At 67.3% G+C, this 24,488-nt stretch carries 31 protein-coding genes; 13 read left to right on the forward strand and 18 right to left on the reverse strand.

Annotation, left to right across the window (positions count from 1 at the left end; genetic code table 11):
- Window positions 1–861: an archaeal proteasome endopeptidase complex subunit alpha gene (psmA, locus tag LT970_RS07175; RefSeq protein WP_232685761.1), complete on the forward strand. Its 861-nt coding sequence runs from the start codon at window positions 1–3 to the stop codon at window positions 859–861.
- Here psmA and LT970_RS07180 read toward each other — a convergent pair whose 3' ends face one another.
- Window positions 862–1,491, reverse strand: a complete 630-nt coding sequence (locus LT970_RS07180) for a hypothetical protein (protein ID WP_232685762.1) — start codon at window positions 1,489–1,491, stop codon at window positions 862–864.
- Window positions 1,492–1,566: 75 nt separating this feature from the next.
- Here LT970_RS07180 and LT970_RS07185 point away from each other — a divergent pair, with 75 nt between their 5' ends.
- Window positions 1,567–2,292: a ribosome assembly factor SBDS gene (locus tag LT970_RS07185; RefSeq protein WP_232685763.1), complete on the forward strand. Its 726-nt coding sequence runs from the start codon at window positions 1,567–1,569 to the stop codon at window positions 2,290–2,292.
- 32 nt (window positions 2,293–2,324) lie between these two features.
- Here LT970_RS07185 and LT970_RS07190 read toward each other — a convergent pair whose 3' ends face one another.
- Window positions 2,325–2,639 (reverse strand): FUN14 domain-containing protein, encoded by a 315-nt coding sequence (locus LT970_RS07190; RefSeq protein WP_232685764.1) that lies wholly within the window; start codon window positions 2,637–2,639, stop codon window positions 2,325–2,327.
- 140 nt (window positions 2,640–2,779) lie between these two features.
- Between LT970_RS07190 and hflX the strand changes: the two genes are divergently transcribed.
- Window positions 2,780–4,096, forward strand: a complete 1,317-nt coding sequence (gene hflX, locus LT970_RS07195) for a GTPase HflX (protein WP_232685765.1) — start codon at window positions 2,780–2,782, stop codon at window positions 4,094–4,096.
- A 48-nt stretch (window positions 4,097–4,144) separates the two neighbouring features.
- On the opposite strand, the gene moaC is transcribed toward hflX, so the two are convergent.
- The 4 genes from moaC to LT970_RS07215 all read right to left on the reverse strand — a co-directional run bounded on the left by moaC (window position 4,145) and on the right by LT970_RS07215 (window position 7,477).
- Window positions 4,145–4,669 carry a cyclic pyranopterin monophosphate synthase MoaC gene (moaC, locus tag LT970_RS07200; RefSeq protein ID WP_232685766.1) on the reverse strand — a complete coding sequence of 175 codons (525 nt, stop codon included), beginning with the start codon at window positions 4,667–4,669 and terminating at the stop codon, window positions 4,145–4,147.
- Window positions 4,662–6,101, reverse strand: coding sequence for an NAD(P)H-hydrate epimerase (locus tag LT970_RS07205; protein WP_232685768.1), 1,440 nt, complete (start codon window positions 6,099–6,101; stop codon window positions 4,662–4,664). Before LT970_RS07205 ends, moaC begins: the two co-directional genes overlap by 8 nt.
- Before the next feature lie 120 nt (window positions 6,102–6,221).
- Window positions 6,222–6,500 carry an acylphosphatase gene (locus LT970_RS07210; RefSeq protein ID WP_232685770.1) on the reverse strand — a complete coding sequence of 93 codons (279 nt, stop codon included), beginning with the start codon at window positions 6,498–6,500 and terminating at the stop codon, window positions 6,222–6,224.
- Between the two features lie 86 nt (window positions 6,501–6,586).
- Complete coding sequence (locus tag LT970_RS07215; protein WP_232685771.1) at window positions 6,587–7,477, reverse strand: DNA-3-methyladenine glycosylase family protein; 891 nt, start codon at window positions 7,475–7,477, stop codon at window positions 6,587–6,589.
- Window positions 7,478–7,761: 284 nt separating this feature from the next.
- Here LT970_RS07215 and LT970_RS07220 point away from each other — a divergent pair, with 284 nt between their 5' ends.
- The 3 genes from LT970_RS07220 to LT970_RS07230 all read left to right on the forward strand — a co-directional run bounded on the left by LT970_RS07220 (window position 7,762) and on the right by LT970_RS07230 (window position 9,580).
- A complete protein-coding gene (locus tag LT970_RS07220; RefSeq protein WP_232685772.1) occupies window positions 7,762–8,385 on the forward strand; it encodes a lamin tail domain-containing protein in 624 nt (207 codons plus the stop codon).
- Between the two features lie 230 nt (window positions 8,386–8,615).
- Window positions 8,616–8,885: a hypothetical protein gene (locus LT970_RS07225; protein WP_232685773.1), complete on the forward strand. Its 270-nt coding sequence runs from the start codon at window positions 8,616–8,618 to the stop codon at window positions 8,883–8,885.
- Between the two features lie 203 nt (window positions 8,886–9,088).
- Window positions 9,089–9,580 carry a DUF555 domain-containing protein gene (locus tag LT970_RS07230; protein ID WP_232685774.1) on the forward strand — a complete coding sequence of 164 codons (492 nt, stop codon included), beginning with the start codon at window positions 9,089–9,091 and terminating at the stop codon, window positions 9,578–9,580.
- A gap of 100 nt (window positions 9,581–9,680) precedes the next feature.
- Here the strand turns inward: LT970_RS07230 and LT970_RS07235 are convergent, their stop codons facing one another.
- The gene (locus LT970_RS07235) at window positions 9,681–9,920 is read right to left on the reverse strand and encodes a UPF0058 family protein (RefSeq protein ID WP_232685775.1); all 240 of its coding nucleotides are present in this window, start codon (window positions 9,918–9,920) and stop codon (window positions 9,681–9,683) included.
- Between the two features lie 143 nt (window positions 9,921–10,063).
- Between LT970_RS07235 and LT970_RS07240 the strand changes: the two genes are divergently transcribed.
- Entirely contained in the window at window positions 10,064–10,462 is a 399-nt protein-coding gene (locus LT970_RS07240) for a translation initiation factor IF-2 subunit beta (protein WP_232685776.1), read from the forward strand.
- Between the two features lie 29 nt (window positions 10,463–10,491).
- On the opposite strand, the gene LT970_RS07245 is transcribed toward LT970_RS07240, so the two are convergent.
- The 6 genes from LT970_RS07245 to LT970_RS07270 all read right to left on the reverse strand — a co-directional run bounded on the left by LT970_RS07245 (window position 10,492) and on the right by LT970_RS07270 (window position 13,348).
- Window positions 10,492–10,674: a DUF7836 family putative zinc-binding protein gene (locus tag LT970_RS07245; RefSeq protein WP_232685777.1), complete on the reverse strand. Its 183-nt coding sequence runs from the start codon at window positions 10,672–10,674 to the stop codon at window positions 10,492–10,494.
- 72 nt (window positions 10,675–10,746) lie between these two features.
- Entirely contained in the window at window positions 10,747–11,370 is a 624-nt protein-coding gene (locus tag LT970_RS07250; protein ID WP_232685778.1) for a phosphoribosyltransferase, read from the reverse strand.
- A gap of 106 nt (window positions 11,371–11,476) precedes the next feature.
- Window positions 11,477–11,785: a DUF8036 family membrane protein gene (locus LT970_RS07255; protein ID WP_232685779.1), complete on the reverse strand. Its 309-nt coding sequence runs from the start codon at window positions 11,783–11,785 to the stop codon at window positions 11,477–11,479.
- An 80-nt stretch (window positions 11,786–11,865) separates the two neighbouring features.
- A complete protein-coding gene (locus tag LT970_RS07260; protein WP_232685780.1) occupies window positions 11,866–12,141 on the reverse strand; it encodes a winged helix-turn-helix domain-containing protein in 276 nt (91 codons plus the stop codon).
- 102 nt (window positions 12,142–12,243) lie between these two features.
- Window positions 12,244–12,528 carry a DUF357 domain-containing protein gene (locus LT970_RS07265; RefSeq protein ID WP_232685782.1) on the reverse strand — a complete coding sequence of 95 codons (285 nt, stop codon included), beginning with the start codon at window positions 12,526–12,528 and terminating at the stop codon, window positions 12,244–12,246.
- Between the two features lie 64 nt (window positions 12,529–12,592).
- Window positions 12,593–13,348, reverse strand: a complete 756-nt coding sequence (locus LT970_RS07270) for a DUF2064 domain-containing protein (RefSeq protein WP_232685784.1) — start codon at window positions 13,346–13,348, stop codon at window positions 12,593–12,595.
- A gap of 158 nt (window positions 13,349–13,506) precedes the next feature.
- On the opposite strand from LT970_RS07270, the gene LT970_RS07275 reads away from it, so the two are divergent.
- Window positions 13,507–13,716 carry a hypothetical protein gene (locus LT970_RS07275; protein ID WP_232685785.1) on the forward strand — a complete coding sequence of 70 codons (210 nt, stop codon included), beginning with the start codon at window positions 13,507–13,509 and terminating at the stop codon, window positions 13,714–13,716.
- A gap of 35 nt (window positions 13,717–13,751) precedes the next feature.
- On the opposite strand, the gene LT970_RS07280 is transcribed toward LT970_RS07275, so the two are convergent.
- Complete coding sequence (locus tag LT970_RS07280) at window positions 13,752–14,384, reverse strand: uracil-DNA glycosylase (RefSeq protein WP_232685786.1); 633 nt, start codon at window positions 14,382–14,384, stop codon at window positions 13,752–13,754.
- A 136-nt stretch (window positions 14,385–14,520) separates the two neighbouring features.
- Here LT970_RS07280 and LT970_RS07285 point away from each other — a divergent pair, with 136 nt between their 5' ends.
- The gene (locus tag LT970_RS07285) at window positions 14,521–16,044 is read left to right on the forward strand and encodes a hypothetical protein (RefSeq protein WP_232685787.1); all 1,524 of its coding nucleotides are present in this window, start codon (window positions 14,521–14,523) and stop codon (window positions 16,042–16,044) included.
- Window positions 16,045–16,048: 4 nt separating this feature from the next.
- Here the strand turns inward: LT970_RS07285 and LT970_RS07290 are convergent, their stop codons facing one another.
- On the reverse strand, window positions 16,049–16,390 hold the full coding sequence (locus tag LT970_RS07290; protein ID WP_232685788.1) for a hypothetical protein: 342 nt from the start codon (window positions 16,388–16,390) through the stop codon (window positions 16,049–16,051).
- A 97-nt stretch (window positions 16,391–16,487) separates the two neighbouring features.
- The gene (aroC, locus tag LT970_RS07295; protein WP_232685789.1) at window positions 16,488–17,639 is read right to left on the reverse strand and encodes a chorismate synthase; all 1,152 of its coding nucleotides are present in this window, start codon (window positions 17,637–17,639) and stop codon (window positions 16,488–16,490) included.
- Window positions 17,640–17,805: 166 nt separating this feature from the next.
- Here aroC and LT970_RS07300 point away from each other — a divergent pair, with 166 nt between their 5' ends.
- Window positions 17,806–18,876 carry a guanosine monophosphate reductase gene (locus tag LT970_RS07300; RefSeq protein ID WP_232685790.1) on the forward strand — a complete coding sequence of 357 codons (1,071 nt, stop codon included), beginning with the start codon at window positions 17,806–17,808 and terminating at the stop codon, window positions 18,874–18,876.
- Window positions 18,877–18,902: 26 nt separating this feature from the next.
- Here LT970_RS07300 and aroA read toward each other — a convergent pair whose 3' ends face one another.
- Window positions 18,903–20,186, reverse strand: a complete 1,284-nt coding sequence (gene aroA / locus LT970_RS07305; RefSeq protein ID WP_232685791.1) for a 3-phosphoshikimate 1-carboxyvinyltransferase — start codon at window positions 20,184–20,186, stop codon at window positions 18,903–18,905.
- Window positions 20,187–20,314: 128 nt separating this feature from the next.
- On the opposite strand from aroA, the gene LT970_RS07310 reads away from it, so the two are divergent.
- A complete protein-coding gene (locus LT970_RS07310) occupies window positions 20,315–21,487 on the forward strand; it encodes a M24 family metallopeptidase (RefSeq protein WP_232685793.1) in 1,173 nt (390 codons plus the stop codon).
- A 58-nt stretch (window positions 21,488–21,545) separates the two neighbouring features.
- Here LT970_RS07310 and LT970_RS07315 read toward each other — a convergent pair whose 3' ends face one another.
- Window positions 21,546–22,133 carry a response regulator gene (locus tag LT970_RS07315; RefSeq protein ID WP_232685795.1) on the reverse strand — a complete coding sequence of 196 codons (588 nt, stop codon included), beginning with the start codon at window positions 22,131–22,133 and terminating at the stop codon, window positions 21,546–21,548.
- 140 nt (window positions 22,134–22,273) lie between these two features.
- Here LT970_RS07315 and LT970_RS07320 point away from each other — a divergent pair, with 140 nt between their 5' ends.
- Together LT970_RS07320 and LT970_RS07325 are read left to right on the forward strand one after the other, a co-directional pair.
- Window positions 22,274–23,101 carry a prephenate dehydrogenase/arogenate dehydrogenase family protein gene (locus LT970_RS07320; protein WP_232685796.1) on the forward strand — a complete coding sequence of 276 codons (828 nt, stop codon included), beginning with the start codon at window positions 22,274–22,276 and terminating at the stop codon, window positions 23,099–23,101.
- Window positions 23,091–24,485: a small ribosomal subunit Rsm22 family protein gene (locus tag LT970_RS07325; protein ID WP_232685797.1), complete on the forward strand. Its 1,395-nt coding sequence runs from the start codon at window positions 23,091–23,093 to the stop codon at window positions 24,483–24,485. Before LT970_RS07320 ends, LT970_RS07325 begins: the two co-directional genes overlap by 11 nt.
- Window positions 24,486–24,488 lie beyond the last annotated feature (3 nt).

Genomic DNA, 24,488 nt, shown 5'->3' on the forward strand with positions numbered 1-24,488 from the left:
ATGCAGGGACAGAACCAACAGCAGGCCTACGACCGCGGTATCACCATCTTCTCCCCCGACGGACGACTCTACCAGGTGGAGTACGCGCGCGAAGCCGTCAAGCGCGGGACGCCGAGCATCGGCGTGCGCACCGAAGGCGGCGTCGTGCTCCTCGTGGACAAGCACGTCAGTTCGCCGCTGATGGAGCACTCCTCCGTCGAGAAGATACACAAGGCGGACGACCACATCGGCGTGGCGAGCGCGGGGCACGTCGCTGACGCCCGGCAACTCATCGACTTCGCGCGCCGCGACGCCCAAGTGAACCGGGTGCGCTACGACGAGCCCATCAGCGTAGAGACGCTCACGAAGGACATCACCGACCACATCCAGCAGTACACGCAGGTCGGTGGCGCGCGCCCGTTCGGCGTCGCGCTGCTCATCGGCGGCGTCGAGGACGGCGTCCCCTACCTCTTCGAGACCGACCCCTCCGGGACGCCCTACGAGTGGAAGGCCATCGCCATCGGCGCGGACCGCGCGGACATCCAGGACCACCTCGAGGAGCAGTACGAGGAGTCTCTCTCCCTCGACGAGGGCGTCGAACTCGCGTTCCAGGCGCTCGGCGAGGTCCGTGACGGCCTCGAACCGATCGGCGTCGGCGTCGCCACCGTGGACGCCGAGACGGGGACGTTCATCGAACTGACCGACGAGGAGATCGGCGAGTACCTCGACGAGCACGACCTGCGCGCCGAGGAAGGCGCGGGCGAGGAAAGCGACGAGGAAGGCGCGGGCGAGGAAAGCGACGAGGAAGGCGCGGGCGAGGAAAGCGACGAGGAAGACACGGGTGAGGAAGGCGCAGGCGAGGACGAGGAAGACGAGGAGTAGTCAGCCTGCCAGTTCTGCTTCTACTCGCCGTCGCTGTCCACGGAGGAGCGCAGCGAAACCGACAGCGACGCCGGCGATGGAGAGCGCGCCGCGGAGTTCGTTCTTGTTCGCGGCGTCGGTGTCGGTGTACTCGTTCCCGATGACGCGGTACCCGTCGCTAGTCGCGTAGACGACGTGTTCCGCGGGTACGTCGTAGTCAGTGCTCACCCAACCGGATTCGAGTGCGGCCTCCAGTTCGGGGGAGGGATTCCGGGCGATTCCGTCCAGAACAGTCTCGGGTGAAACCGGTTCCAGGCTGACGATGGAGTAGTTCTGATGGGATTCGACCCGCCACTCGTAGTTGTCGTACGCGTACTCGTCGGCCAGCGTCGGATATGAATCGTTGATTCGAATCTCCCCCGCGTTCTGGACGCGTTCCACGAACCGGCACTCCAGGTCGAACGGGGCGCTGCACGTGACGTCGCGGAGCGGCATCACCAGTGGGGAATCGACGTGGATACCGTTCTCGTCGGCGGTGACCTCGTGCGTTTCGTACTTGTGCACAGGTTCGTGTGGAAGCACGGCGCCGATCCACAGCGGCGTTGCGAGGAGGACAACAGCGGCGGCGAGGAGGACGTGGCCACGGTTCACGATGTGACGTGGTAACTGATTGGTGATGAGTTTTCGGGGAGAAGGTCTTTTTATCGACCCGTCGAAAGGTGGGGTATGATTTCGCTCGACGACGCCGTGACAGCTCGACTCGAGACACACGGTGAGCGATTCGAAGTGCTGGTGGACCCGGACGCCGCCCTCGCGATGAAACGCGGCGAGTTCGAGGGAGAACTCGAGGACGTCATCGCGGCCCGCGACGTCTTCGAGAACGCCTCCCGCGGGGACCGGCCCGCCGAGGAGGACCTAGAGGAGGTGTTCGGGACGACCGACCCGATGGAGATCATCCCGGAGGTCATCGAGCGCGGGGAGATCCAGATCACCGCGGAGCAACGCGAGGAGATGCAAGAACAGAAGCGCCGGAGCCTCGTCAACACCATCACGCGGAACGCCATCAACCCGCAGATGGACGACGCGCCCCACCCGCCCGAGCGCATCGAGAACGCGCTCGAGGAGGCAGGGTTCACCGTGGACCCGATGGAGCCAGCGGACAGCCAGGTCGACGACGCGCTGGAGGCGCTCCGGCCCGTGATCCCGATCCGATTCGAGGAGGTCACCGTCGCGGTCCAGTTGCCCGCGGACCACGCGGGCAGCGGACAGGCTCAGATCCGTGAGTTCGGGGAGTTAGAGCGCGAAGAGTGGCAGGCTGACGGCTCGTGGGTGGGCGTGCTGACGTTCCCGGCTGGGATGCAAAACGAGTTCTACGACCGCGTGAACGAGGTGTCGAGCGGCGAAGCCGAGACGCGAATCGTGAAGGACAAAGACGACCTGAACACGCGATAGTCGCGTTCGCGGGCGCGAGAACGCCGACCGAACTATCCCTTCCGGAAACCGAGCAGGAAGCCACCGGCGAACCCCGCGCTCACGGAGAGCGTCGAGAGGATGGTGGCCATCCAGGACGGCGGCGCGCCGTTGGCCGCCTCGCTCACCTGGATCATGCCCGCGGTGAGCTGGTCCCAGTCGACCGAGAGGATACCCCGGGATTCGAGGAACTTGAACAGCGCGAGTTCCAGGCCGACGAGCACGGCGATGAGCTTCGCGATCTTCTTCGCGGCGAAGCCGATGACGCCGCCGATTGCTGCGCCGCCCCCGAATTCGAGGCCGAGGGAGGTGGGGTCTACGTCTATCATGGCCCCAACTCGGTAACCGACTGGTAAGTCTCTTTTGCCGTCGAGAGCACCGGCCGCTTACCAGGCGCTCACTCGCTCGACCGCTCGAGTCGCCGCTCGGCGCAGGGGCTTAAGTGCCGCCAGTGCGTACGTCCACACCAGTGACAGGGCCCGATACGAACACGGCGGTGGTGGCCAAGCGCGTCGACGACGGCGAGGCCGACACCGCCGAGATACGCGATCTCGTTCGCGCCGCCGGCTACGAGGTGGTCGGCGAGGTGACCCAAGCGCGCGAAGCCGACCCCGCACTCCAGCTCGGCGAGGGGAAGGTCGCGGAGCTCGCCACGGTCGTCGAGGAGACCGACGCAGAGACGGTTGTGTTCGACAACCGCCTCGGTCCCTACCAGACGTACAACCTCGGGCAGGAACTCCCGGGCGACACCGAAGTCGTCGACCGGTTCCGGCTGATTCTGGACATCTTCGGGCAGCGCGCACACACCCGGAAAGCACAACTCCAGGTCGAACTCGCGGAGTTGCGCTACGAGTTACCGCGCGCGGAGACGAAGACGAGTCTCGCCCAGCGCGACGAGCGCCCCGGGTTCATGGGCCTCGGGGAGTACGACGAGAGCCGCGAGCAGGACATCAAGGCGCGCATCAGTCGCATCCGGGACGAACTCGAGAACATCGAGAAGACCGAGGAGCAGCGCCGTGAGACGCGCCGGGAGTCCGGGTTCGACCTGGTGGCGCTCGCGGGCTACACGAACGCCGGCAAGTCGACGCTCCTGCGCCGCCTCGCGGACGACCTCGACGTCGACGAGAACGAGGACCTGCATCCGGACCTCGACACCACCGCCGAATCGCGGGACAAACTGTTCACGACGCTCGGCACCACCACGCGGCGCCTCGACATGGACCGCCGGAACGTCCTGCTGACGGACACCGTCGGGTTCGTGAGCGACCTCCCGCACTGGCTCGTGGAGTCGTTCAAGTCCACGCTCGAGTCGGTCTATCAGGCGGACCTCGTGTTGCTCGTGGTGGACGCCAGCGAGTCCGTCGAGGAAATCCGGGAGAAACTGGTGACGTGCCACGACACGCTGTACGAGCGCAACGAGGCGCCCCTCGTCACCGTGTTCAACAAGGTCGACGCCGTGCCAGACGACGAACTCGCGGAGAAACGCGAGGCGCTTGCGGCGCTCGCGCCGAACCCGGTCGCCGTGAGCGGCCTCGAAGGCATCAATCTCGAGGACCTCCGCGAGCGTATCGACGCGGACCTGCCGCCCCGCGAGCGCGAGCGACTCGTCCTCCCGATGACCGAGGAGACGATGAGCGTCGTCTCGTGGGTCCACGACCACGCCTACGTCCGCGACGTCGACTACGGCGACGAGGAGGTCGTCATCGACTTCGAGGCGCGCCCGACGGTCGTCGAGCAGTCCCGTGCGAAGGCGAGTGAGCTGGTCGCCGAAGAGGTCGACGCGTGACCGGCGAGTAGAAAAACGGGGACGACGAGGACCGCGACGAGTGGCCGTCTACTCCAGCGCTCGCTTCTCCTTCGAGACGACCTCGACGCCTCGAATCGCGGTGCCTGGATACTGCCCCTCGTCGTCCTTCTCTGCGGCCTTTACCATGTCCCAGACGACGTTCAGGCCGGTCGTCACGCCCTGGAGCGCTTCCATCTCGCAGCCCGTCTTTCCCGTCGTTTCGACCGCGACCTCCAGGACCACGCGGTCGTCCTGAACGTTGAACTCCGTCTCGACGTTCGTGATGGGAATCTGGTGGCACATCGGAATCGTCTCCCAGGTGTGCTTGACGGCCTGCACGGCGCCGATGCGCGCGGTGGCGAGCACGTCGCCCTTCTCGATCTCGTCTGCACGGATTGCGTCGACGGTGGACTCCGAGAGACGGATTTCGCCCCGGGCCACCGCTCGCCGCGCGGTGTCGGGCTTGTCGCCGACGTCGACCATCTGCACGTCGCCGGACTCGGTGGTGTGCGTGAGGTCGTCGGACGCCGACTCCGGACTGCCGTCGCCGACTCCGCGTCGGTCGTCACTCATCGTCACCACCCCACAGTGCCCGCGGTAGCGCGTCCAGGATGTCCGAAGCAAGCAGGCCGTCGTGGCGCTCGTCGTCGAGCAGTTCGGCCGCTCGACCGTTAGCGTACACCGCCATACACGCCGACTCGAACGGGTCGTGCGCGCCGAGCAGTCCGGCGACCGTCCCGGCGAGCGTGTCGCCCGTGCCGCCGACGGTCATTCCTGACGTGCCGGCTTTCGAGACGCGCGTGCGCTCGCCGTCGGTGATCACGTCGTCCTTGGCCTTCGCCACCACGACGTGGCCGAGGTCCGCGGCGAACGACTCGATTTCGTTGGCTCGTTCGCGGAGGGCGTCGGCGCTCTCCACCTCGGGACCGCCCATCTTCGCGAGTTCCTTTCGGTTGGGCGTGCAGACGAGCGTGGCGTCGGTCTCGAGTTCGGGGACGACGGGGAGCGCGTCGGCGTCCACCACGGCGCGCCCGGAGAACGCTTCGAGGAAGTCCGCGGCCGCGTCGAGCGTCTCGTCGGCGTCGCCGAGACCCGGTCCGAGAACCACCACGTCGTCGTAGCTCTCGGCGGTGTCCACGAGGTCCGGAACATGCGCGGGTTCGAGGCGCTCACCGTCGTAGGACTGCACGATGAGATCCTCGGCGTACCCCTGAATCTGGGGCGCGACAGGCTCCGGCGCGGCGACGAACGAGAGGTCCGCGCCGGCCCGGAGCGCGGCCTGCGCCGCGAGCGCCGGCGCACCCGTGTACGGGCCGCCGCCGACGACGTATGCCCTGCTGTCCGTTGGCTCGCTCGCACGGCGCAGGGGGAGCAGGTCACCGGGGCCGACGAACAACTCGGCGGCGTCGGGGATGCCGATGTCCGCGACGGTGACGTCCTCGCGGTCCGAGAGCCCTGGTTTCAGGTCGTGGAACGTGACGACGCGGTCCGCGTCCACGGCGGCCCCGGGCGTCTCGCCCGTGTTGGCGTCCAGTCCCGAGGGAACGTCCACGGCGACGACAGTCGCGTCCGTGTCGTTGATGGTCTCGATGGCTGACGCCTCGGGTTCGCGGGGCGCACCGGAGACGCCAGTTCCGAGCAAGCCGTCGACGATGACGTCAGGTGTGTCGATGTCGAGCGCCGCGGAGTCCTTCACCGCGTGCGTGTCGTACTCCGCGAACTGGAGTGCCTCCCAGTTCTCGCGACTGATCTCCGTCGCGATGGACTCCGGGCGACCGAGCAAGTGAACCGAGACGTCGTACGCCTCGAGGAACCGCGCCGCGACGAACGCGTCGCCGCCGTTGTTCCCGCGACCCGCGAGCACGGCGACGGACGCGCCGGGTTCGGCGACCTGGCGGACCTCGCGAGCGACTGCGTTCCCGCTGGACTCCATGAGCTGTTTCCGGGGAACGCCCAGCGCGGCCGCGTTCCTGTCGGTCGCAGCCATCCGTTCGCTCGTAATCATGTAGGGTGGTTCGGCGGCCGTCCTAAAAGTTCCGCGGACGGACGCCCCCCTGACACCGACTGTGCCCACTGGGTGGGTTCCACTCCGGGAGCATAACTCTGATACCAAATATGTGAGGGGTCAGCGACGAATCCGGAAGCCGTCCGCGCCCTCGGGGTCGTCGTACTCGACGCTGACGTCCTCGACGCTGGCCGCCTGACTGCCGTCGTGGCACCACTCGACCATCGCCTCGACGGCGTCCTGTGGCCCCTCGAAGACGGCTTCGACGCGGCCGTCGTCGAGATTCCGCACCCACCCGTCGACGTCGCGGTCGCGCGCGGCGTCGCGAGTGCTCGCCCGGTAGTAGACGCCCTGGACGGTGCCGGTGACGAAGACGTGCGCTCGGGTTCGGTCGGCCATGCGGGGAGTGCGCACTCCCAGCACTTAGGCGTCATCCCGGGGCCAGCGGAATCGGTCAGGCGTCGTGCACGAAGTCGACGGGTCGCTCAGGCGTCGTCTCCCGAGCGAAGATAGTGGAAGAGGTAGGTCTGCGTGTACCCGGCGTACGGGCCGAGCCGCTCGCGGATGGCGCGAGAGGTCTCCGCGTAGTTCCCGCCGTCGCAGTCGGGATAGTGGTCTTCGATGGCCGATTGCATCCAGGTGTCGAGTGGAACCGCCTCGAGGTAGCCCAGCGCGAACAGCAGGACGCAGTCCGCGACCTTGTCGCCGACGCCGACGAACCCCGTGAGTTCGTCGCGTGCGACCTCGTACGCCCGGCCCTGGATGTCGCGCTCGGTGAGTTCGCCGGACGCCACCATCTCGGCGGTCCGCTGGACGTACGGCGCTCGGTAGCCGAGTTTCAGCTCGCGGAGGTCGTCCTCGGTCGCCGCCGCGAGCGCGTCGGGTTCGGGGAACGCGTAGACCGTCTCCCCGTCGAATTCGACGGGGTCGCCGTAGGTCTCCCGGAGCGCCTCCTGCATCGCGAAGATGCGTTCGACGCGCATCTGCGCGGAGCAGATAAAGGAGACGAGACACCCGAAGAAGGGGTCCTGGACGATTCGGAGGCCCTCGTAGGCGTCCCACGCGGCGTCCGTGAGGTCGTCGGTGGTACCGACCGCGCGGATCTCGTGGAGGTCGTCGCGCAGACCGAGCAGGTCACGCACCAGCGGGTCGGCGTCCGTCGTGGACCGCCACTCGACGGCGTCTGCGGTCTGGCGCGCGTCAACGACGTCGCCGTCGACGACCGTGCGGTACCACGCGTCCCCGCCGGACGCGCCGAGGGCGTCGTAGGTCGCGCCGTCGGGGCGCCACCAGAGATAGGTCTGCCCGCTCTCGATTGTGGCCTGTACGTCCACGGGACCGGGAATCTCGCTCAGGGGGATCGCGCCGCGCTCCATTCAATCGCGGTACGGAGTCCGGCCGTTTGACGCGTTCGGTTTCGTGGTGTTCGGGTGTCCTGCCCCGGTTCGAACGCACGGTGCAACCCTTCGTCGGCGGGTTCCGCCTCGACGCGGCTGAGCGGTCCGAGGACGAGCGGGCTCTCCGGTCCCCCGCACGGAACAACTCGGCCTTCTGTGTTGGGCAGGAACGCTGCTCGGAACCGCTCAGACGTCGTCTGAACACCGTCAGATTCCTGCCAGTGCGCTTTTTGTGTGCCAGACCCAATAGATGATGAGGAACCATGAAGGTAGCGTACGTTGATGGAACGGTCGTCGAGGCGGACAGGGCCGTGCTGGACAAAGAGGGGGTCACGCTCCAGAACCAGGTGGGACAGCAGGGGCAGTCCAAGCAGGAAGCGCAGACACACCAGACCGTCGGGTTCGTCCAGTACGAGATGCTCAAGTACATCGTAGACGGCCGTGGAGACGATATCAAGAAGGGGCAGCAAAGCTCGAGCAAGCAGTCGTCGAAGAAGCAATCGGGCAAGAAGCAATCGAGTAAGAAGCAATCGGACAAGAAGGAGGCCCCGGGGGAGTCGTTCGCAATCAAGGAGGCGCAGGTCAACGCACCGGGCGTCGACGACTGGCACAAGAACAACGAGTACCTCGTGTTCACGAACACGGGAGAGAAACCCCTCGACCTGACCGACTGGGAGGTGCACAACGAGGCCGGGGACACGTACCGATTCCCCTCCGGATTCGACCTGGAGCCTGGTGCGACGATCACGCTCCACAGCGGAAGCGGTGACGACACCGAGTCGGACCTGTACTGGGGGTCCGACAACGCGGTCTGGAAGAACAACTCCGACACGATCACTGTGAGAAACGGCGACGGGAACGTTGTCCTGGAGAACTCGTACTCGTGACTGCCTCTCCGCTGTGACCGGCAAGGACACCCGTTCCACTTCCTGCAGGGACGCGGACAGCTACCGCAGCCGAGACCAGTTGTTCAGACACCGATGGGTTGCGTGTGGTTCCGCGACCAGTTGGACACAACTTGATGCTGAAAGCGCTTTCTGATGCCATGTTCAGCCCCAGGTCATCACGTTCACTGGCAAGTACGTCTAAGTGAACACACGGCCTGAATACACACGCCATGCCTTCGCTACAGGTGGTGAGCATCGACGGGACCGTGATCGAGTGCGACAACATCGAACCACAGAAGCAGGGGCTGATGCTGAAGGAGAAGGTCAAGGACAAGAAGCAGACGATTGGCTTCATCCCGTGGTGGACCCTGATGTACGTCATCCCCGAGGATGTCGTCCACAACCTCGACGAGATCGAGAACCCGGAGCAACTCGGCGGCCAGGCGAGCGGCGCGCCGACGAGCGGCGGGCCGATCGGCGGCGAGGAGACCCAACACTGACGGAGAGACGCAGCACCAATCCCCCTCCGCGTTCACTGCCCGGCCCTGACCGCGCCTGGATGGCCGCTGTTCGTCACCAACGAGGGGGCCACAACCCGTCGTTCTCGTTGTGCCTCGAGACGGACCGAATCGGACCCACAAGCCGCTTCGCTCGGTGCCAGGCCAAATTTCTTCTGCGTTGCCTGCGAATAACACACGTAGTCATGGATTGTAGGGTGATCGTCGAGGCTGCTGTACCCGTCTACGACGTCGAGTCGGCGGACGAGGCCGTGCGGATCGCCATCTCGAAGACGGGCGAGATGCTGAACCCGGATCTGAACTACGTCGAGATCGACATGGGCGAGCGCCACTGTCCGCACTGTCACGAGGAGTTAGAGCCCGCGTTCGTCGCCGCGGACGAGAGCCTCGTCGCACTCGAACTGGAGATGACTGTGTTCAACGTGGAACGCGAGGAACACGCCTCCCGCATCGCCCGGAAGGAGATCGGACAGCGACTCGAGAACATCCCCCTCGAGGTGCTCTCCGTCGAGGAGGTAGTAGAGAATAGCGACGAGAGCGACGAGGAAGACGGCGAAGCAGGCGCCGGCAGTGGTGACGAGACAGGCGCCGAGAGCAGTGACGAAGCAGACGACGGCAGCAGTGACGAAGCGGACGTGGTGCCGAGCGTCGACGAGATGGTGGACGACGACGAGTAGTCGGCGCGGGCGCTCAGAGAATCCGGGCGAGCGCACAGATTCGGCAGCACGCACGCGTCGCTACGTGGTCGCGGTCCAGAGATACTGCGTTTCTTCAGAATTAGTCCGCGGAGGCGGCGACGGGCTCTGCCTCCTCGGATTCGTCGAGTGCCGACGTGATACCGTCAGAGAGCGCAAAAACAGCGGCTTTGTGGTCAGTTTTCGATTTGTGGATGGATGTCGGTCGTACACCGAGTGCGTCGTAGTCGCCGAGTTCGATGTTCGCCTCGTCACACTGTTCGTAGAAGCTTCCGACCTCTGCGAGCAGGCCGTGAAGGTGGATGAGCTCCTGCTTCTTCATGACAACCACTTCTAACGGTTACGGGGTTATAGTATTATCCTGAGAGGCGTTAACACGACTCCTCGAATCCGTGAGCGGGCGTTTCGGATGAAACGAACGACGGCTGTTGAAAGGCTTTTGTGCGGTCCTCCGCTTTCCCCCATATGGACTACGACGAGCAACTCGACCGTGCGCTGGATCAGAAGTCCGACACCGAGGGCAGCGACAGTCGGTTCGAGATCCCCGAGCCGAACGTCCGCAAAGAGGGCAACGTCACCGTCTACGAGAACTTCCAGTCGACCCTCGACAGGCTCGACCGCGAGGACGAACACGTCCTGAAGTTCATCCAGGACGAACTCGGGACGAGCGCGCAGATCGACGAGAGCGGGCGCGCGCGCCTGACCGGCGAGTTCGACCAGGACCGCGTCGAGACGGTCCTCGACGACTACGCCGACACGTACGTCATCTGTCCGGAGTGCGGGCTGCCGGACACGAATCTGGAGACCGAGGACGGCACCGAGCGCCTGCACTGTGAGGCGTGTGGCGCTCGCACCACGGTCTGAGCGGATGCAACAGGAGGCGACGGCTCGAACTACGTCAGTCGTTTCAGATTCTCGAGGTCGCGGTCGGTCCGCATGAACTCGGCCGTTCGCCGCGTCGCGTGACAGTTCGGACAACTGAAGTTCTCGTCGTGGCTCGGAAGGTCACTGGGGGTGCTCTCCCAATCCTTCTCGCACTCCGGACACAGTAGTTGGACGTACGCCTCGTTCGGCATAGTCACGATTGTGACCGCGGTCCGGAAAAGTGTTATCGCCGGCCGAAGCCCCGGACCGCCGAGCCGCCGGGCTCAGGTCTCGAGGTACGACATCGCCGCCTCGTCGTTCACCTGCGAGAAGTTGCGGTAGGCCTGCCCGACCGCCGAGAAGACCGCCGGCGTCTCCACGCAGACGACGTCGTCGGCGTGGGCCGCGAGCGCGTCGAGGGAGTCCCGTGGACCGACCGGGACCGCGAGCACGACGCTCGCCGCACCGAGTGCGCGTACCGCATCGAGGCACGCCCGCGTCGTCGCGCCTGTGGCGACACCGTCGTCGACGACCGCGACGCGCTTTCCGGCGAGGTCGAGAGGCGGGCGGCCGGCGCGGTACGTCTCGGTCTTCTCGCGAGCAGTCGTTGTCGCGCGCTCGCGCTCCGCGTCGAGGTACGCTTCGTCCACGCCGAGGCGCGCCACGAGGTCGTCGTTCAGCCAGACGGTGCCGTCACCGGCCGCCGCGCCGATTGCGAGTTCCGGATTGTGGGGTGCCCCGAGTTTCTTCGCGGCGACCACGTCGAGTGGGACGCCGAAGCGGTCGGCGACCGCTCGACCGACCGGGAGGCCGCCGCGTGGAATCGCGAGCACGACGTCCAGGGCGACGCCGCGCTGCTCGAGCAGGGAAGCGAGTCGGCGTCCGGCGTCCTCGCGGTCGGCAAACACGCGTGAACCTTCGGTCGCAGACGACAAGTAGCTAACCGAGAGCGAGCGTATGGCGTACAGCACAGACCGCACGCCGTCAGTTCATCGTGACCCCCGACCGCAGCCGTCAGTCCATCGTGACCCAGCCGAGGAAGCACAGCGCGACCGTCTCGAGGACGCGCAACACCATCATCGCGTTCCCGGCGAGCGTCGGCATCGCGCCCGACGCGAACCAGCCGCTCAACTGGGGGTCGAGCATGAAGTAGTAGAACGCGAGCGCGTTCTCCGCGAGCAACAGCAGTCCGAACACCAGCAGGCCGAGGGCGTGTTTCGATCGGAACTCCCAGTAGTTGGTGGCCCAGACGTAGCTCAGGGCGACCAACAGGAGGACGTTCAGTCCCGCTGCCGTGCGGGTGACGTCTATCCAGAGCCCCATCTATGCTCCCTCGTTCGCCGCAGTCCCGATATACACTTTCCCAATTGTCTCCATACTCGAATCCTCCGTTTCGGTCGCGTTCACAGCTCTTCCTCCTCGATTTCCTCTACGACGTCCCAGTGGTCGCGGACGCGGTCGGTCGGTGAGTACACGTCCCCGTACCCGTCGCCCGTCTTCTCGACCACGTCGTTGTCGAGGAGGACGTCCAGGTGGTGGCGTATCGTCTTGTAGTCGAGGTCGAGGTCCTCCGCGAGCTGGTTCGCGTTGCGCGGCCGCTCGTCGACCGCTCTGAGGATGCGCACGCGGTTCGGGCCGCCGCGCGTCCCGGTCAACACGTACCAGAGGACCGCCTCCATCACGTCCACCAACTCCCGGCCGCCACGTAAAGTATCCGCCCGCTGAACCGCGCCGCCCGAACTACGCGCCCGGACGCTGTCGAAGTACCGACCCCGGCACTGTCACACGGTGAAGAGGTGGCCGCTCTCGGGCACGTCGAATAGCCCGATCCGGGCGCCCGCGTCGAGCCACGCGTGCCCGTAGGAGAACGCCGCGAGCGCGTTTACGGGGTCGTCGTGCTCCCGGAAGTGGCGTCCGTCCTCGAGGTACGACCGCGCCATCTCCTCGTACTCCACCGCCGCGTCGTCGAGTGGCGTTCCCTCCGGCGCGACCGGGTCGGCTTCCGCGAGCGCGTCGGCGAGCAGTCCCTCGTAGCGGTCCATCTTCTCGTGGAGGTCCGCGGGCATACCCAGGAGTCGGTGGACCGACGGCGTAAGCGCTTGGGTGCGCAGCGGCAGAACGAGAAACGGGCTACTCGCGGACGAGTTCCCGGTCGGCGTCGACGCGGAGGCCGAGTTCTTCGATGCGTGCGGCGGTGTGCGCGGGAACGATGCGGCCGGCGGCGCGGCGCGCGCGGACCTCGGCGACGACTGTCGCGAGGTCGTCGCCGGTGCGGACGCGGGTGACGTGCTGGAGGAAGTCGGTGTCGTAGCCAGCGTCGATGGCGCGCGCGGTGAGCGACCCGAGTTCCGGGGGTTCGTCGGCGTTGGTGAAGTCGACGGGGTCGGTAAAGCCCGCGAAGTGGACGCGCCCGCCCTGTGCGGGACCGAGGACGACGGGGCTTCGGCGGAGTTTCATCGCGGCGCTGTCGATGTCCTTGCGTCCGAGAAGCGGCGCGTCAGGGTGGAGAATGGCGGCGGAGGCGGCGTCCTCCTTGTCGAGCAAGTGGGTGATGGTGTTGCCGACGCGGGCGTCGTGCGTGGACCCGACCTGTACCTCGACTCGCGCGTCGTCGCGGGCGTCGTCGTCCAGTGCGTCCGCGACGAGGTCCCGGACCTCGGCTTCGGCGTCGGCGCCCTCGGGGACGTGGTCGTCCGGAATCAGGTCGTCCGGCCGGTAGTTCACGAGCAGGTCACCGCCGCTGTCGGCGGCCGCGCGCATCGCGTCGGCGGCCGTGGCGCGGTACAGCGACGTGGCTTCGCCGGCGTCCAGCGGCGACGTTTCGGGGAGTCGCGGGAGCACGAGGCCGTCCCGCGGCGGATCCACCAGCACGGCGATGACAGTCATGTGTGAGTGTCGGTGCGCGCGCGGCATGAACGCGGTGGTCTCGACCGGGACTACGTGGTGGTCTCGGCCTGATTCTCCTCTGGGCCACAGACGAGCGCGCGTCGCGGGTTCGCCGCTTGGCCGAACCGAATATGTCGGCTCGCGTGGAACGTCGACGTGTGTTCGGAAGACGACTGCTCGCGGGATTGGCGGTCGCGGTTATTCTGGTCGCGGCGCTGGGAGTGCTCACCTCGCTGAGTTCGGCGTTGGGGGTGACTGGGGCTATCGCCACGGGCGGCCTGCTCGCCGCAGTCACTGCGGCGGTGGTGGCACTCGGCGTCGGCGGCACTGGGGGGTTGGGACACACGCACACGCCGTACTGGCGGTAGGACGAGAGAACCCGGCGGCGAGCGCGGGAGTCGCGTCAGCGACTGCGCCGGCCCTTCGTCTGCCGGTAGTCCGTCTCCGCGAGGTCGAGGAAAAAGTCGACGTATTCGTCTCGTTCGGCGTCGGTCTGGTCGGCGGGGTGGATCATCGGCGCGAGTTCGAAGCCGCGGCCGCGAATCGTCGTCGCGTGGTGGTCCTCGACGTCGAGTTCGTCGGCGGGCGTCGTGGTGTACTCCGCACCGAGTTCGGTGAGCGCGCGCTGCCCGACCGGCACGAGAATCTCCGGATTTATCATCCGGACGTCGGCGTTCAGGTAGGGTTCGCAGGTCACGACCTCCTCCTCGGTTGGGTCGCGTTCGGGGTGGCGACACCGCGTCAGGTAGGTGAGAAACGCGTTGTCGAGTTCGGGTTCGTCGCTGTCGGGGAGCGAGTAGTTCAGGCCGACGCTCCCGAGGATGTGCTGGAATCGCTCGCCTGCGTCGTCGCCAGTGAACGGCACGCCCGTCTCCTCGGCGCCCGCGCTCGGCGCTTCGCCGACGAACACGAAGTCTGCACCCACGTCCCCGTAGCCGTGGACGACGCGCTCGCGGACGTCACAGAGGCCGGGGCAGTTCCGGCACTCCTCGTCCATGCCGTAGGGGTTGTACTGGGTCTCCTGGTTCGCGTCCACACCCACGAGTCGGGTCGCCGCGCGCAAAACCGCTTCGCTCGACGGAGCTACGAACAGTGTCATCGCCGCTCGTCACGCTCAAACCGCGACTTCAGCCCACAGAAAGGGTTTATCCCCGTCGTGTCACGTTTCGTCCATGCGACGACGGACCCTCCTCGCCTCGCTGGCGTCTGCGTCGGCGATGCTCGCGGGCTGCCAGACGCGGGCGAGCGACGCACCGAACACCGACGACCCGACGGCGAACGGGCCGCCAGAGACGGACGAACCTGAGGACGACGGGAACAGCGGGTTTTCGGACGAGATAGCGACGACGACGCGACTCGACACGCAGCCACGAACGCTCTCGCTGTTCCCGGTGGAGTACGAGAGTCGAGACGGCGGGCGCGTGCGCCTCGCGTTCGAGTCGGGAGCGACCGCCGACCACCCGGCGCGGGTGCGTGTGGAACTGAGGAACGAAAACGAGTTCTCGAACGTGTTCCGACTGGGGAACCATCCGCCGTTCCAGAGCAATCCCCGGTTCACCCCCGAGATGCTCGACCAGAGCACCACAATCGACCCCGGACAGATCTACCTCGCGCCGCTGCCGGACCAGTCCCTTCCCGTGGTCGCGCCAGACCTGGAACGCGGCCCGGAAGGCGTCTGGCGGTTGGCGCAGTCCGTGGTTCCGCGGTGGCTCCCGGAGACCCATCGCCTCGACGCGGGCGAATCCGTCTCCGTGACGTTCGCGGTGGTCGGCGGTCACGACAGCGAGGGCCCGTGCGAGGCGACGCAGTACCAGAACGAGTTCGGCGTCGAGAACAACGCGCTCACACTCGCCGCGTGGAACCACGACCAACCGGGGCCGTCCGGCGACTCGCGCTTCGAGGGTGAGTCCTTCCCGCTACTCCCCGGCGACGACGGTGGCGAGAGCGCTGCCGAGACGGCGTGGTTCCACGAGGCCGACTCCGAGTCGAGTGTGTTCCTGGAACCGAGTGCAGAACAGACCGGTCTCCCCGCGAACCTCTCCTTTACGCTCGTCAATCACACCGAAGAGGTAGCCACCGGCAATCCGTACTACTGGTCGCTACACAAACTCGCCGACGGCGAGTGGCAGAAGGTCGCACCGCAGGCGTACCTCCTCCCGATGGGGTACGTCGCGCCCGGCGATACCAAGGAGTACGGTCTTCGCGTGACCCACGGTGACCCCGACGCCTGCTCGGAGTCCGGAGTTGACGTCCAGGAAGTCGGGCCGTCCCCGATGGAAGTCGGCTACCTCGGCGGCGGCACGTACGCCTACGAGGTAGGGATGAGCGTCGACGACAGAACCCACGCGGCCGTCTTCGACGTGGACGCGCCACCGGTCGAGATCGAGGCCGAGGACGGCGTCGACGCGACGCAGGAGGGCGATTCAGTCACCGTCACCAGCTCCCGGTGGAACGCCGGTCACGGCCGCAGGATTCTGACAGTCACGCGGGTTGACAGCGCCGACCGCGTCGTACTTCCAGAAGTTGCAGCACGCCGCCCCCAGTTCCGGAACACGCTTCCGTTCTTCGCAGCGGGCGTGACCACCGTGGAACTTCGAACGAGCGACGGGGTCGCCCGGTTCCGCGACGACCAGCCCCAGCGCTTCGAGGTTCAGGGACAGGCCTACGAAGCGAGCGTCGAGATTATCGAAGAGTAAGCGGTCAGAACGTCGCCGTCGGCGCGCGCTCGACGGTCCCGATGTCGTGGAGGTGCTCGTCGCAGACAGAGAACGTGTGGTCGGTGACCTCGTAGTCGACGCGGGAGACGCTCGCGCCGCCCTCCTCGTGGAGTTCCGGGAGCCACTTCGGGAGCGCGTAGAAGGCGTCGCGGTCGCAGAACGCGCAGTCCTCGACGGCGGCCCACTGGCCGCGTTCGAGGCTCTTGCCGAACTCCTCGCGCTCGCAGTTCACGCAGAGCGCGCCGACCCGGCGGTCGCTGAGGACGTCCACGACCGCCCGGTTGTAGCCGGCTTCGTTGCCGCAGGCGATGCATTCGCGTTCCATCGTTCGGACGGGAGAAATTCGGGGCGAACGACTTAAGGCTGACTAAGCGTGTCGGAAATCACTCACGTTCGGTGGCGAAAACTGGACCGCGAACTGTTCACTCGTTGCGCGGACTGCTCGGATGGTAGTCGGTGTCGTACTCGCCAGGCTGGTCGTCCACCCGGTCGGGGTTGATGTGCCCGCCAAGCAGCATGAAGTCGAGTGCGGTGAGCCAGCACAGCGCCTCCACGACCGGCACGCCCCGCGGCGGCAACACCGGGTCGTGGCGGCCGACGACCTGGGCGGTCTTCTCCTCGCCGGTCTCCCAGTCCACCGTCTGCTGTTCTTTCGGAATCGACGTCGGCGCGTGCAGCGTCACCTCGCCGTAGATGGGTTGGCCGGTGGTGATACCACCCTGCAGACCGCCGTGGTCGTTTCCGACTGGTTCGGGGTCGCCGTCGCTACCGAACTGCCAGTCTTCGTTTCGCTCTTTGCCAGTGTGCCCGCGCGCCTCGCGCCCGAGTCCGAACTCGAAGGCGGTGGTCGCCGGGACGGCCATCATCGCCTGTCCCAGTCTCGTCTCCACGGAGTCGAAGCGCGGCGCGCCGAGTCCACGAGGGACGCCCCGGATTTCGAACTCGATGCTGCCACCGATAGAGTCGCCTTCTTCCTGGTACTGCTCGACGAGCGCCTGCATCTCCTCGGCGGTCTCGGGGTCCGCACAGCGCACGTCGTTGTCCTCGGTGTGCTCGACCATCTGCTCAAACGTGACGTCGTCGGCCTCGACGTCGCCGATCTGGTTGACGTGCGCGGCCACCTCGACGCCCTCGGGTTCGAGCACCTGCTTGGCTATCGCGCCCGCGGCGACCCAGTTCACCGTCTCGCGTGCCGACGACCGCCCGCCGCCGCCCCAGTTCCGCGTGCCGAACTTCGCGGAGTACGTGAAGTCGCCGTGCGAGGGCCGGGGGGCAGTGACGAACGGTTCGTACTTTCCGGATTGCGCGTCCTTGTTCTGGATGGTCATGCCGATGGGCGTCCCCGTCGTGTAGCCGTCCTGGATTCCCGACTCGATGCGCACCTCGTCGGGTTCACCCCGCGACGTGGTAATCATCGACTGCCCGGGCTTCCGCCGGTCGAGTTCGCGCTGGATGGTCTCCTCGTCGAGTTCGACGCCGGCGGGACAGCCGGAGACGACGACGCCCATCCCGGGCCCGTGGCTCTCGCCGTAGGTCGTCACCTGGAACAGTCGCCCGAACCGATTGCCGTTCATTGTCGGACGATGCGTCCCGAGGACGGTAAGCCTCTCGCTCCCCGCAACCCCCGACCGGACCGCTACACCACACGCGAACCAACATATTCATGGATACTATCCGGCAGAGTCTTCGATATTTCGACACAGATAAGGCACGCCAGGTCGTTCGTCCCGAGGGTTCACAATGGACGTTCGAACTGGCCTGTCCTACGGGGACGTGCTCCTGGTCCCGCAACGCTCCGGCGTCGACAGTCGCAGCGACGTCGACCTCTCGACGCCGCTCACCGGCGACGTGGAACTCGACAACCCGCTGCTCTCCGCGCCGATGGATTCGGTCACCGAGTCCGAGACCGCCATCGCGCTCTCGGCGGCCGGCGGCCTGGGCACCATCCACCGGTTCCTCGACATCGACGAGCAGGCCAGCGAGGTCGCCGCAGTCGCGGAGGCAGGTGAACGAGTCGGCGCCGCCGTCGGCATCAACGAGGACTTCCTCGAGCGCACCGAGGCCGTCGTCGAGGCGGGCGCGGACGTCGTGATGGTGGACGTCGCGCACGGCCACATGGAGTCGTGTCTCGACGCCGTCGACGCCATCGGCTCGGCGTTCCCGGACGTCCCGCTGGTCACCGGAAACGTCGCCACGCCCGAGGGCGTCCGCGACCTCTACGCCGCGGGCGCGGACACCGTGAAGGTCGGCATCGGCCCTGGCAGCCACTGCACCACGCGGAAGGTCGCGGGCGCGGGCGTCCCGCAGCTCACCGCCGTAGACGACTGTTCGGACGCCGCTGAGGACCTCGGCATCCCGGTTATCGCGGACGGCGGCATCCGCTCGTCGGGCGACGCCGCGAAGGCGCTGATGGCGGGCGCGGACACCGTGATGATGGGGTCGTTCTTCGCGGGCACGGACGAAGCGCCGGGCCGCGTCGTGACGGTGGACGGCGCGCGCTACAAGGAGTCCCGCGGCATGGCCTCGACGGACGCGAACGACGACCGAACGGACAAGGATATCGAGATCTCGGCCGACGAGGGCGTCGCCGGCCTCAGCGAGTACCGCGGGCCGCTCGCGGACGCCGTTTCGGAGTTCCTCGCTGGCGTTCGTTCGGGCGTGAGTTACTGCGGCGGGCACACGATTCCGGAGGCCCGCGAGAACGCCGAGTTCGTGCAGGTCGCCGCGAGCGCCGCCGAACGCGAGGGCGCCCACGGCATCGTGAGCGTCGCAGAGCGCGTCCAGCAGGACGGCGCGAGTGCGGACGACTGACCTGGAGAAGACAGTTCTACTCGGCGCTACGCGTCCACGTTCGCGCCGAGGTCGTACAGCACGTCGAAGAACTTCGGGAACGAGACGTCGACGTGTTCTGCACCCTCGATGGTTGTGTCATCGTCGGCGACGAGGCCGGCGACTGCGAGCGCCATCACGAGACGGTGGTCGCCGCGGCCGTCGACGCGCGCGCCGACGAGATCGCTTTGCTCGCCGCGCACGACGAGTTCGTTCTGGTGCTCCTCGACGTCCGCGCCGAGCGCGTCGAGGGCCTCGGCCATCGCGCTCACGCGGTCCGTCTCCTTGTAGCGCACGTGCTCGGCGTTCGTGATCCGGGTGGTGCCGTCGGCCGCCGCGCCGAGCACTGCGAGCGTCGGCAGCAGGTCGGGGGTGTCCGAGACGTCGACCTCGACGCCGTCCAGGTTCGACTGCTGGACGATGACGATGCCATCCCGCTCGCGCCACTCGACGTCCGCGCCCATCCGCCGGAGTACGTCCACGATGCTGGTGTCGCCCTGCGCGCTCGGGTACGCGCCCTCCACGACAACCTCCTCGTCGGCGGCGAGCGCGCCCGCCGCGAGCAGATACGAGACCGAAGAGAAGTCGCCGGGGACGGTGTACTCGCCCTCGCGTGGCTCATAGGACTGGTCCCCGGGAACGCGATAGCCGTCGCGGCGTTTCTCGGCGTCCACGCCGAACGCCTCGAGCACGTCGAGCGTGATGTCGACGTACGGCGCGGACTTCAACTCGGTCGTGAGTTCGATGCCGACGCCGTTGTCGGTGACCGCGCCCGCCATCAACAGCGACGAGACGAACTGTGAGGAGACGTCCCCCGGCATCGCGACAGTGCCACCCTCGATGGGGCCGTCCACGACGAGGGGCGCCTGGCCGTTGCACCGCGTCGAGCGCGCGCTCCCGCCGAGTTCCTCGATGGCAGCGAGCAGCGGACCCTGCGGCCGGGAACGAAGCGACGAATCGCCCGTGAGAACGGTCGTGCCGTCCGCGAGCGCCGCGGTCCCCGTCACGAGTCGCATCGTCGTGCCGGAGTTCCCACAGTCGAGGACGTCCGCGGGCACGGCGGGCCTGCCGCCGAACCCGGTCACCTCCCAGTGGTCGTCGATGCGTTCGGCGTCCCCGCCGAGTGCGTCCACGGCGGCGGCGGTCGCCTTCGTGTCCGCGCTCACGAGCGGCGAGCGCACCAGCGCGCCGTCGGCGTACCCCGCCGCGAGTATCGCGCGGTGAGTGTAACTCTTCGAGGGTGGGGCGCGCGCCGTCCCTCGAACGCGCGAGTTACTGACTGTGACTTCCATGCGTGGCCCGACAACGGGAACCCGCCTAAGCGTTCTGGGTGCGGCGAATCGCGCACCCAGTTCGGGTTTTCCGGAACGCAGGACGGGGGAACGGTACTGTTTTCGGGCGCGCTCCCCCATCGACCGGCATGGATCCCGACCTCTCGGAACTCGACGACTTCCTCGCCGACGGCGGGTTCGACGGCTACTTCCTGCACGCGGACGGCGACAACTCGAACCAGCACTACCTCTCCGGGTTCGACGCTCCGGACCCGTTCCTCACGCTGTACACGCCCGACACGACGGCGATGCTCCTCTCGCCCCTGGAGTACGGCCGCGCGAAAGAGGAGGCACGCGCGGACGAGTTCCGGCGCGCGACGGACTACGACGTCGCCGAGAAGCGCGAGGAGTACGGGTCGAAGGAGGCGATCAAGCACGTTCACGCCGAGTTCTTCCGGGAGTTCGGCGTCGAGTCCGCGGCCACCAACCCGGACTGCCCGCTTTCGACCGCCGACGGCCTGCGGGAGACCGGAATCGAGGTATCCGTCGACCGCGATGAGGTCATCCCGCAGATCCGCGCGGTCAAGACCGACGAGGAGCTCGCACACGTTCACGACGCCCAGAAAGCCAACGAGGCCGCGATGCGGGCCGCCGAGGACCTGCTCCGCGCCGCCGACGCGGAGGACGGCGAACTCGTCTACGAGGGCGACCCGCTCACGAGCGAGGCCGTCCGCCAAGAGATCGAGACCACGCTCCTGGCCCACAGCTGTGCGCTCGACGAGACCATCGTCGCGGGCGGCGAACAGGCCGCCGGACCGCACAACCGCGGCAGCGGCCCGCTTCCCGCTGACTCTCCCATCGTCGTGGACATCTTCCCGCAAAACAAGGACTCGAAGTACCACGCCGACATGACGCGGACGTTCGTCCACGGCGACGCGAGCGACGAAGCCCAGGCGTTCTACGACGTCACCGCCGAGGCGAAGGCCGCCGCACTCGACGCCGTCGAACCCGGCGCGACCGGCGAGGAAGTCCACGACGCGGTCTGCGACGTGTACGAGGACGCCGGCTATTCGACGCTGCGCTCGGACCCGGAGGCCGAGACGGGGTTCATCCACTCCACGGGCCACGGCGTCGGCCTCGACGTCCACGAACTGCCGAACATCGCTCCGCGCGGCGAGGAACTCGAACCGGGTCACGTCATCACCATCGAACCCGGTCTCTACGACCCCGACGTGGGCGGTGTCCGTATCGAGGACCTGGTCGTCGTCACCGAGGACGGCTACGAGAACTACACCGACTACGCAGAAGCGTTCGAACTCTGAGTCGTCTGAATCGTCTTCCAGTTAGCAGGCGGTTCTCCGTCAGCGGGCCGTCCCCCTGTCAGCGAGTCGACGCTGACGCCTCGTCCTCCCCCAGGTCGTGGAGCACGGCGAGGAAGTCCTGTTCGTCCAGTTCCGAGACGAGCGCGTCGAGGGTCTCGCGGCGCTCCTCGATCTCGTCACAGGCGCGCTCGTAGCGCTCGTCGCCCGCGAGTTCCGACTCCGACTTGACGGTCTCGAGCGTGGCGCACCGCGACGCCAGCGAGAAGTACTTCTGGACCTCGTCGCTGTACAGCGAGCGCGCGAGCAGTCGCTCCACGAGGTCCTCGAGTTCCTCGCGCTCGACCGGTTTGACGACGTACGCGTCGAAGCCCAGTTCCAGCACGTCGAAGTCCGGGTCGACGGCGGTCACCATCGCCACCCGGCAGTCATAATCCTCCTCGCGGATGGATTCGAGCACCTCGTCGCCCGTTCCCTCCGGGAGTCGGCGGTCGAGCAGCACAACGTCGACATCGTCGTCGAGGCGGTCGAGCGCGCCCGCGACGTCGTACGCCGTCCGCACGTCGTACGCCGACGCGAGCCATGTCGTGAAGAGGTCCGCGAGTTCACGCTCGTCCTCGACGACGAGCACGGTCGCCGTCTCCGTCATCTCACATCCACCACGTTACCCGGAGTGTATAGTTCTTTCCCGAGGCGTTCAACCGGTAATCGAGTCATTCGAATGTGAGTTCCCCGAATGCGAGTCCCCGAACGAACTCCTTTTGGCCGGTCGGCGGCTAACCGAACACAATGGACGTACTCGTCGTCGGCGCGGGCGCCGTCGGGCGGTGGTTCGGCGGCCTCGCGGACGCGCCCGTGGCGTTCGCGGACGCCGACCCGGAACGCGCCGAGGCCGCGGCGGACGTGCTCGACTCACGGTCACGGGCGGTCGCACTCGACACCGATGACTCGTTCGGCCTCGTCGCCGTCACCGTGCCGATGGACGCCGCCGCCGACGCCGTACAGCGGCACGCGCCGAAGGCCCAGCAGGCCGTCGTCGACTTCACGGGGACGATGGAGCGCCCGCTGCGCGCGATGGCGGAGGCGGCGCCGGCCCGCGAGCGCGTGAGTTTCCACCCGCTGTTCGCGCCCGAGAACGCACCTGGTCGCATCGCGGTCGCAGAGAGCGCGCCCGGTCCGGCGACGGACCGCGTGCGGGAGTGGCTGGAGGCTGCCGGGAACGACCTCGTGGACGTGGACGCCGCCGAGCACGACGACGCGATGGCGACGGTCCAGGGGCGCGCGCACGCCGCGGTGCTTTCGTTCGCGCTCGCCGCTGACGACGTCCCCGAGGAACTGGGAACACCGGTGTACGACGCGCTGTCGGAGCTCGCGGAGCGCGTGACCGGTGGGAACGCCCGCGTGTACGGCGACATCCAGCGGGAGTACGGCGGCGCAGACGAGATAGCGGCGGCAGCCCAGCGACTCGCGGACGCAGCGGCCGCCGAGGAATCCTCGGACGCAGCGACCACCGAGGAATCCTCGGACGCAGCGACCACCGAGGAACCCGCGGAGGGCGAGTCGTCGGGCGAGCGGAGCAGGGAGACGTTCGCGGAGGTGTACGACGATGCCTGCTGACAGGGACGCGATCCTGGACAGCGCGAGGTATCTGCGGAACGTCCGGCCACTCGACCCCGCAGAACTCCGCGAGTACGTCGAGGGGCGACCCCACGAGGCAGTCGTCCGGCAGGTGCTCCGGGAGCACGCCGTGGACCTCGGCGTCGTGGAGCGCGAGGACGGCACGTTCGTCCCGGCGAACGACGACCCCATCGCGCCCGCATTCGACGGCGTGACCGAACTCCCGGAGGCCTACGCGTGGGCGGTAGAGGACCTGCTCGTGGAGCGCTGGGGCGCGAACTGGCACCGCGGCGACTCTGGCGATACGCTCCGCGAGACCGTCCGCGGGTTCAAGGAGGAGTACCTCCAGCAGGAAGCAGTCGAGTACGACGCCGACGTCGCGCTCGGGTACGCGATATACCATCTGCCGGCGTACTACGCCGCCGTGCAGTACGCGCTCGCCGACCTCGCGGACGACGGCCTGTTCTCCGGGAACCTCCGCGTGCTCGACGTCGGCGCGGGCGTCGGCGGCCCCGCGCTCGGCCTGTTCGACCTCCTGCCCGAGGACGCGCTCGTGGAGTACCACGCGGTCGAACCGAGCGACGCCGCGGTGGACGTCCTCGAGCGCTTGCTCGAGGAGGCACCCCGGAACGTCCACCCGGAGATTCACCGCGAGACCGCCGAAGCGTTCGACCCGGAGGGCGAGTACGATCTCGTCATGCTCTGTAGCGTGCTCAGTGAACTCGAGGACCCCGTGCCGGTCGTCGAGAAGTATCTCGATGCGCTCGCGGACACCGGCACGCTGCTCGCACTCGCGCCCGCCGACGAGAACACGAGCACGCAACTCCGCGACGTCGAACGCGCCGTCGAGGACGAGGCCGCGACCGTTTACGGGCCGACGCCGCGGCTCTGGACGGGCGAGCGTCCGACCGACTACGGGTGGAGTTTCGACCAGCGGCCGGACGTCGACGCGCCCGCAACTCAGCGCCGACTCGCGGAGGCCGCCGAACGCCCCTCGGAGTTCCAGAATACGGACGTGAAGTTCTCGTACTCGCTCCTGCGCACGGACGGCCGCCGCCAGCACGACGCCGACCTCTCCGGTGGGCAGTTGTTGAAACTCGCGGACGCCGACGACTGGGTGACCCAGCGCGCGGACGCTGTCGTCGCCAAACTCTCCCGAAACCTCGCCGACGAGGATGCGAACCCGCTGTTCAAGGTGAGCGACGGTAGCGAGGACACGGAGTGTTACGCGGTGCTCGTCAACGAGACGAGCCTGAACCGCGCGCTCCGCGAGGCCGACTACGGCGACCTGCTCTCCATCGAGTCCGCGCTCGTGCTGTGGAACGACGACGAGGGCGCGTACAATCTCGTCGTGGACGAGGAGACGGTCGTGGACCGCGCGTAACGA

Source organism: Halobacterium zhouii (assembly GCF_021249405.1).
GTDB classification, from domain to species: Archaea; Halobacteriota; Halobacteria; order Halobacteriales; family Halobacteriaceae; genus Halobacterium; species Halobacterium zhouii.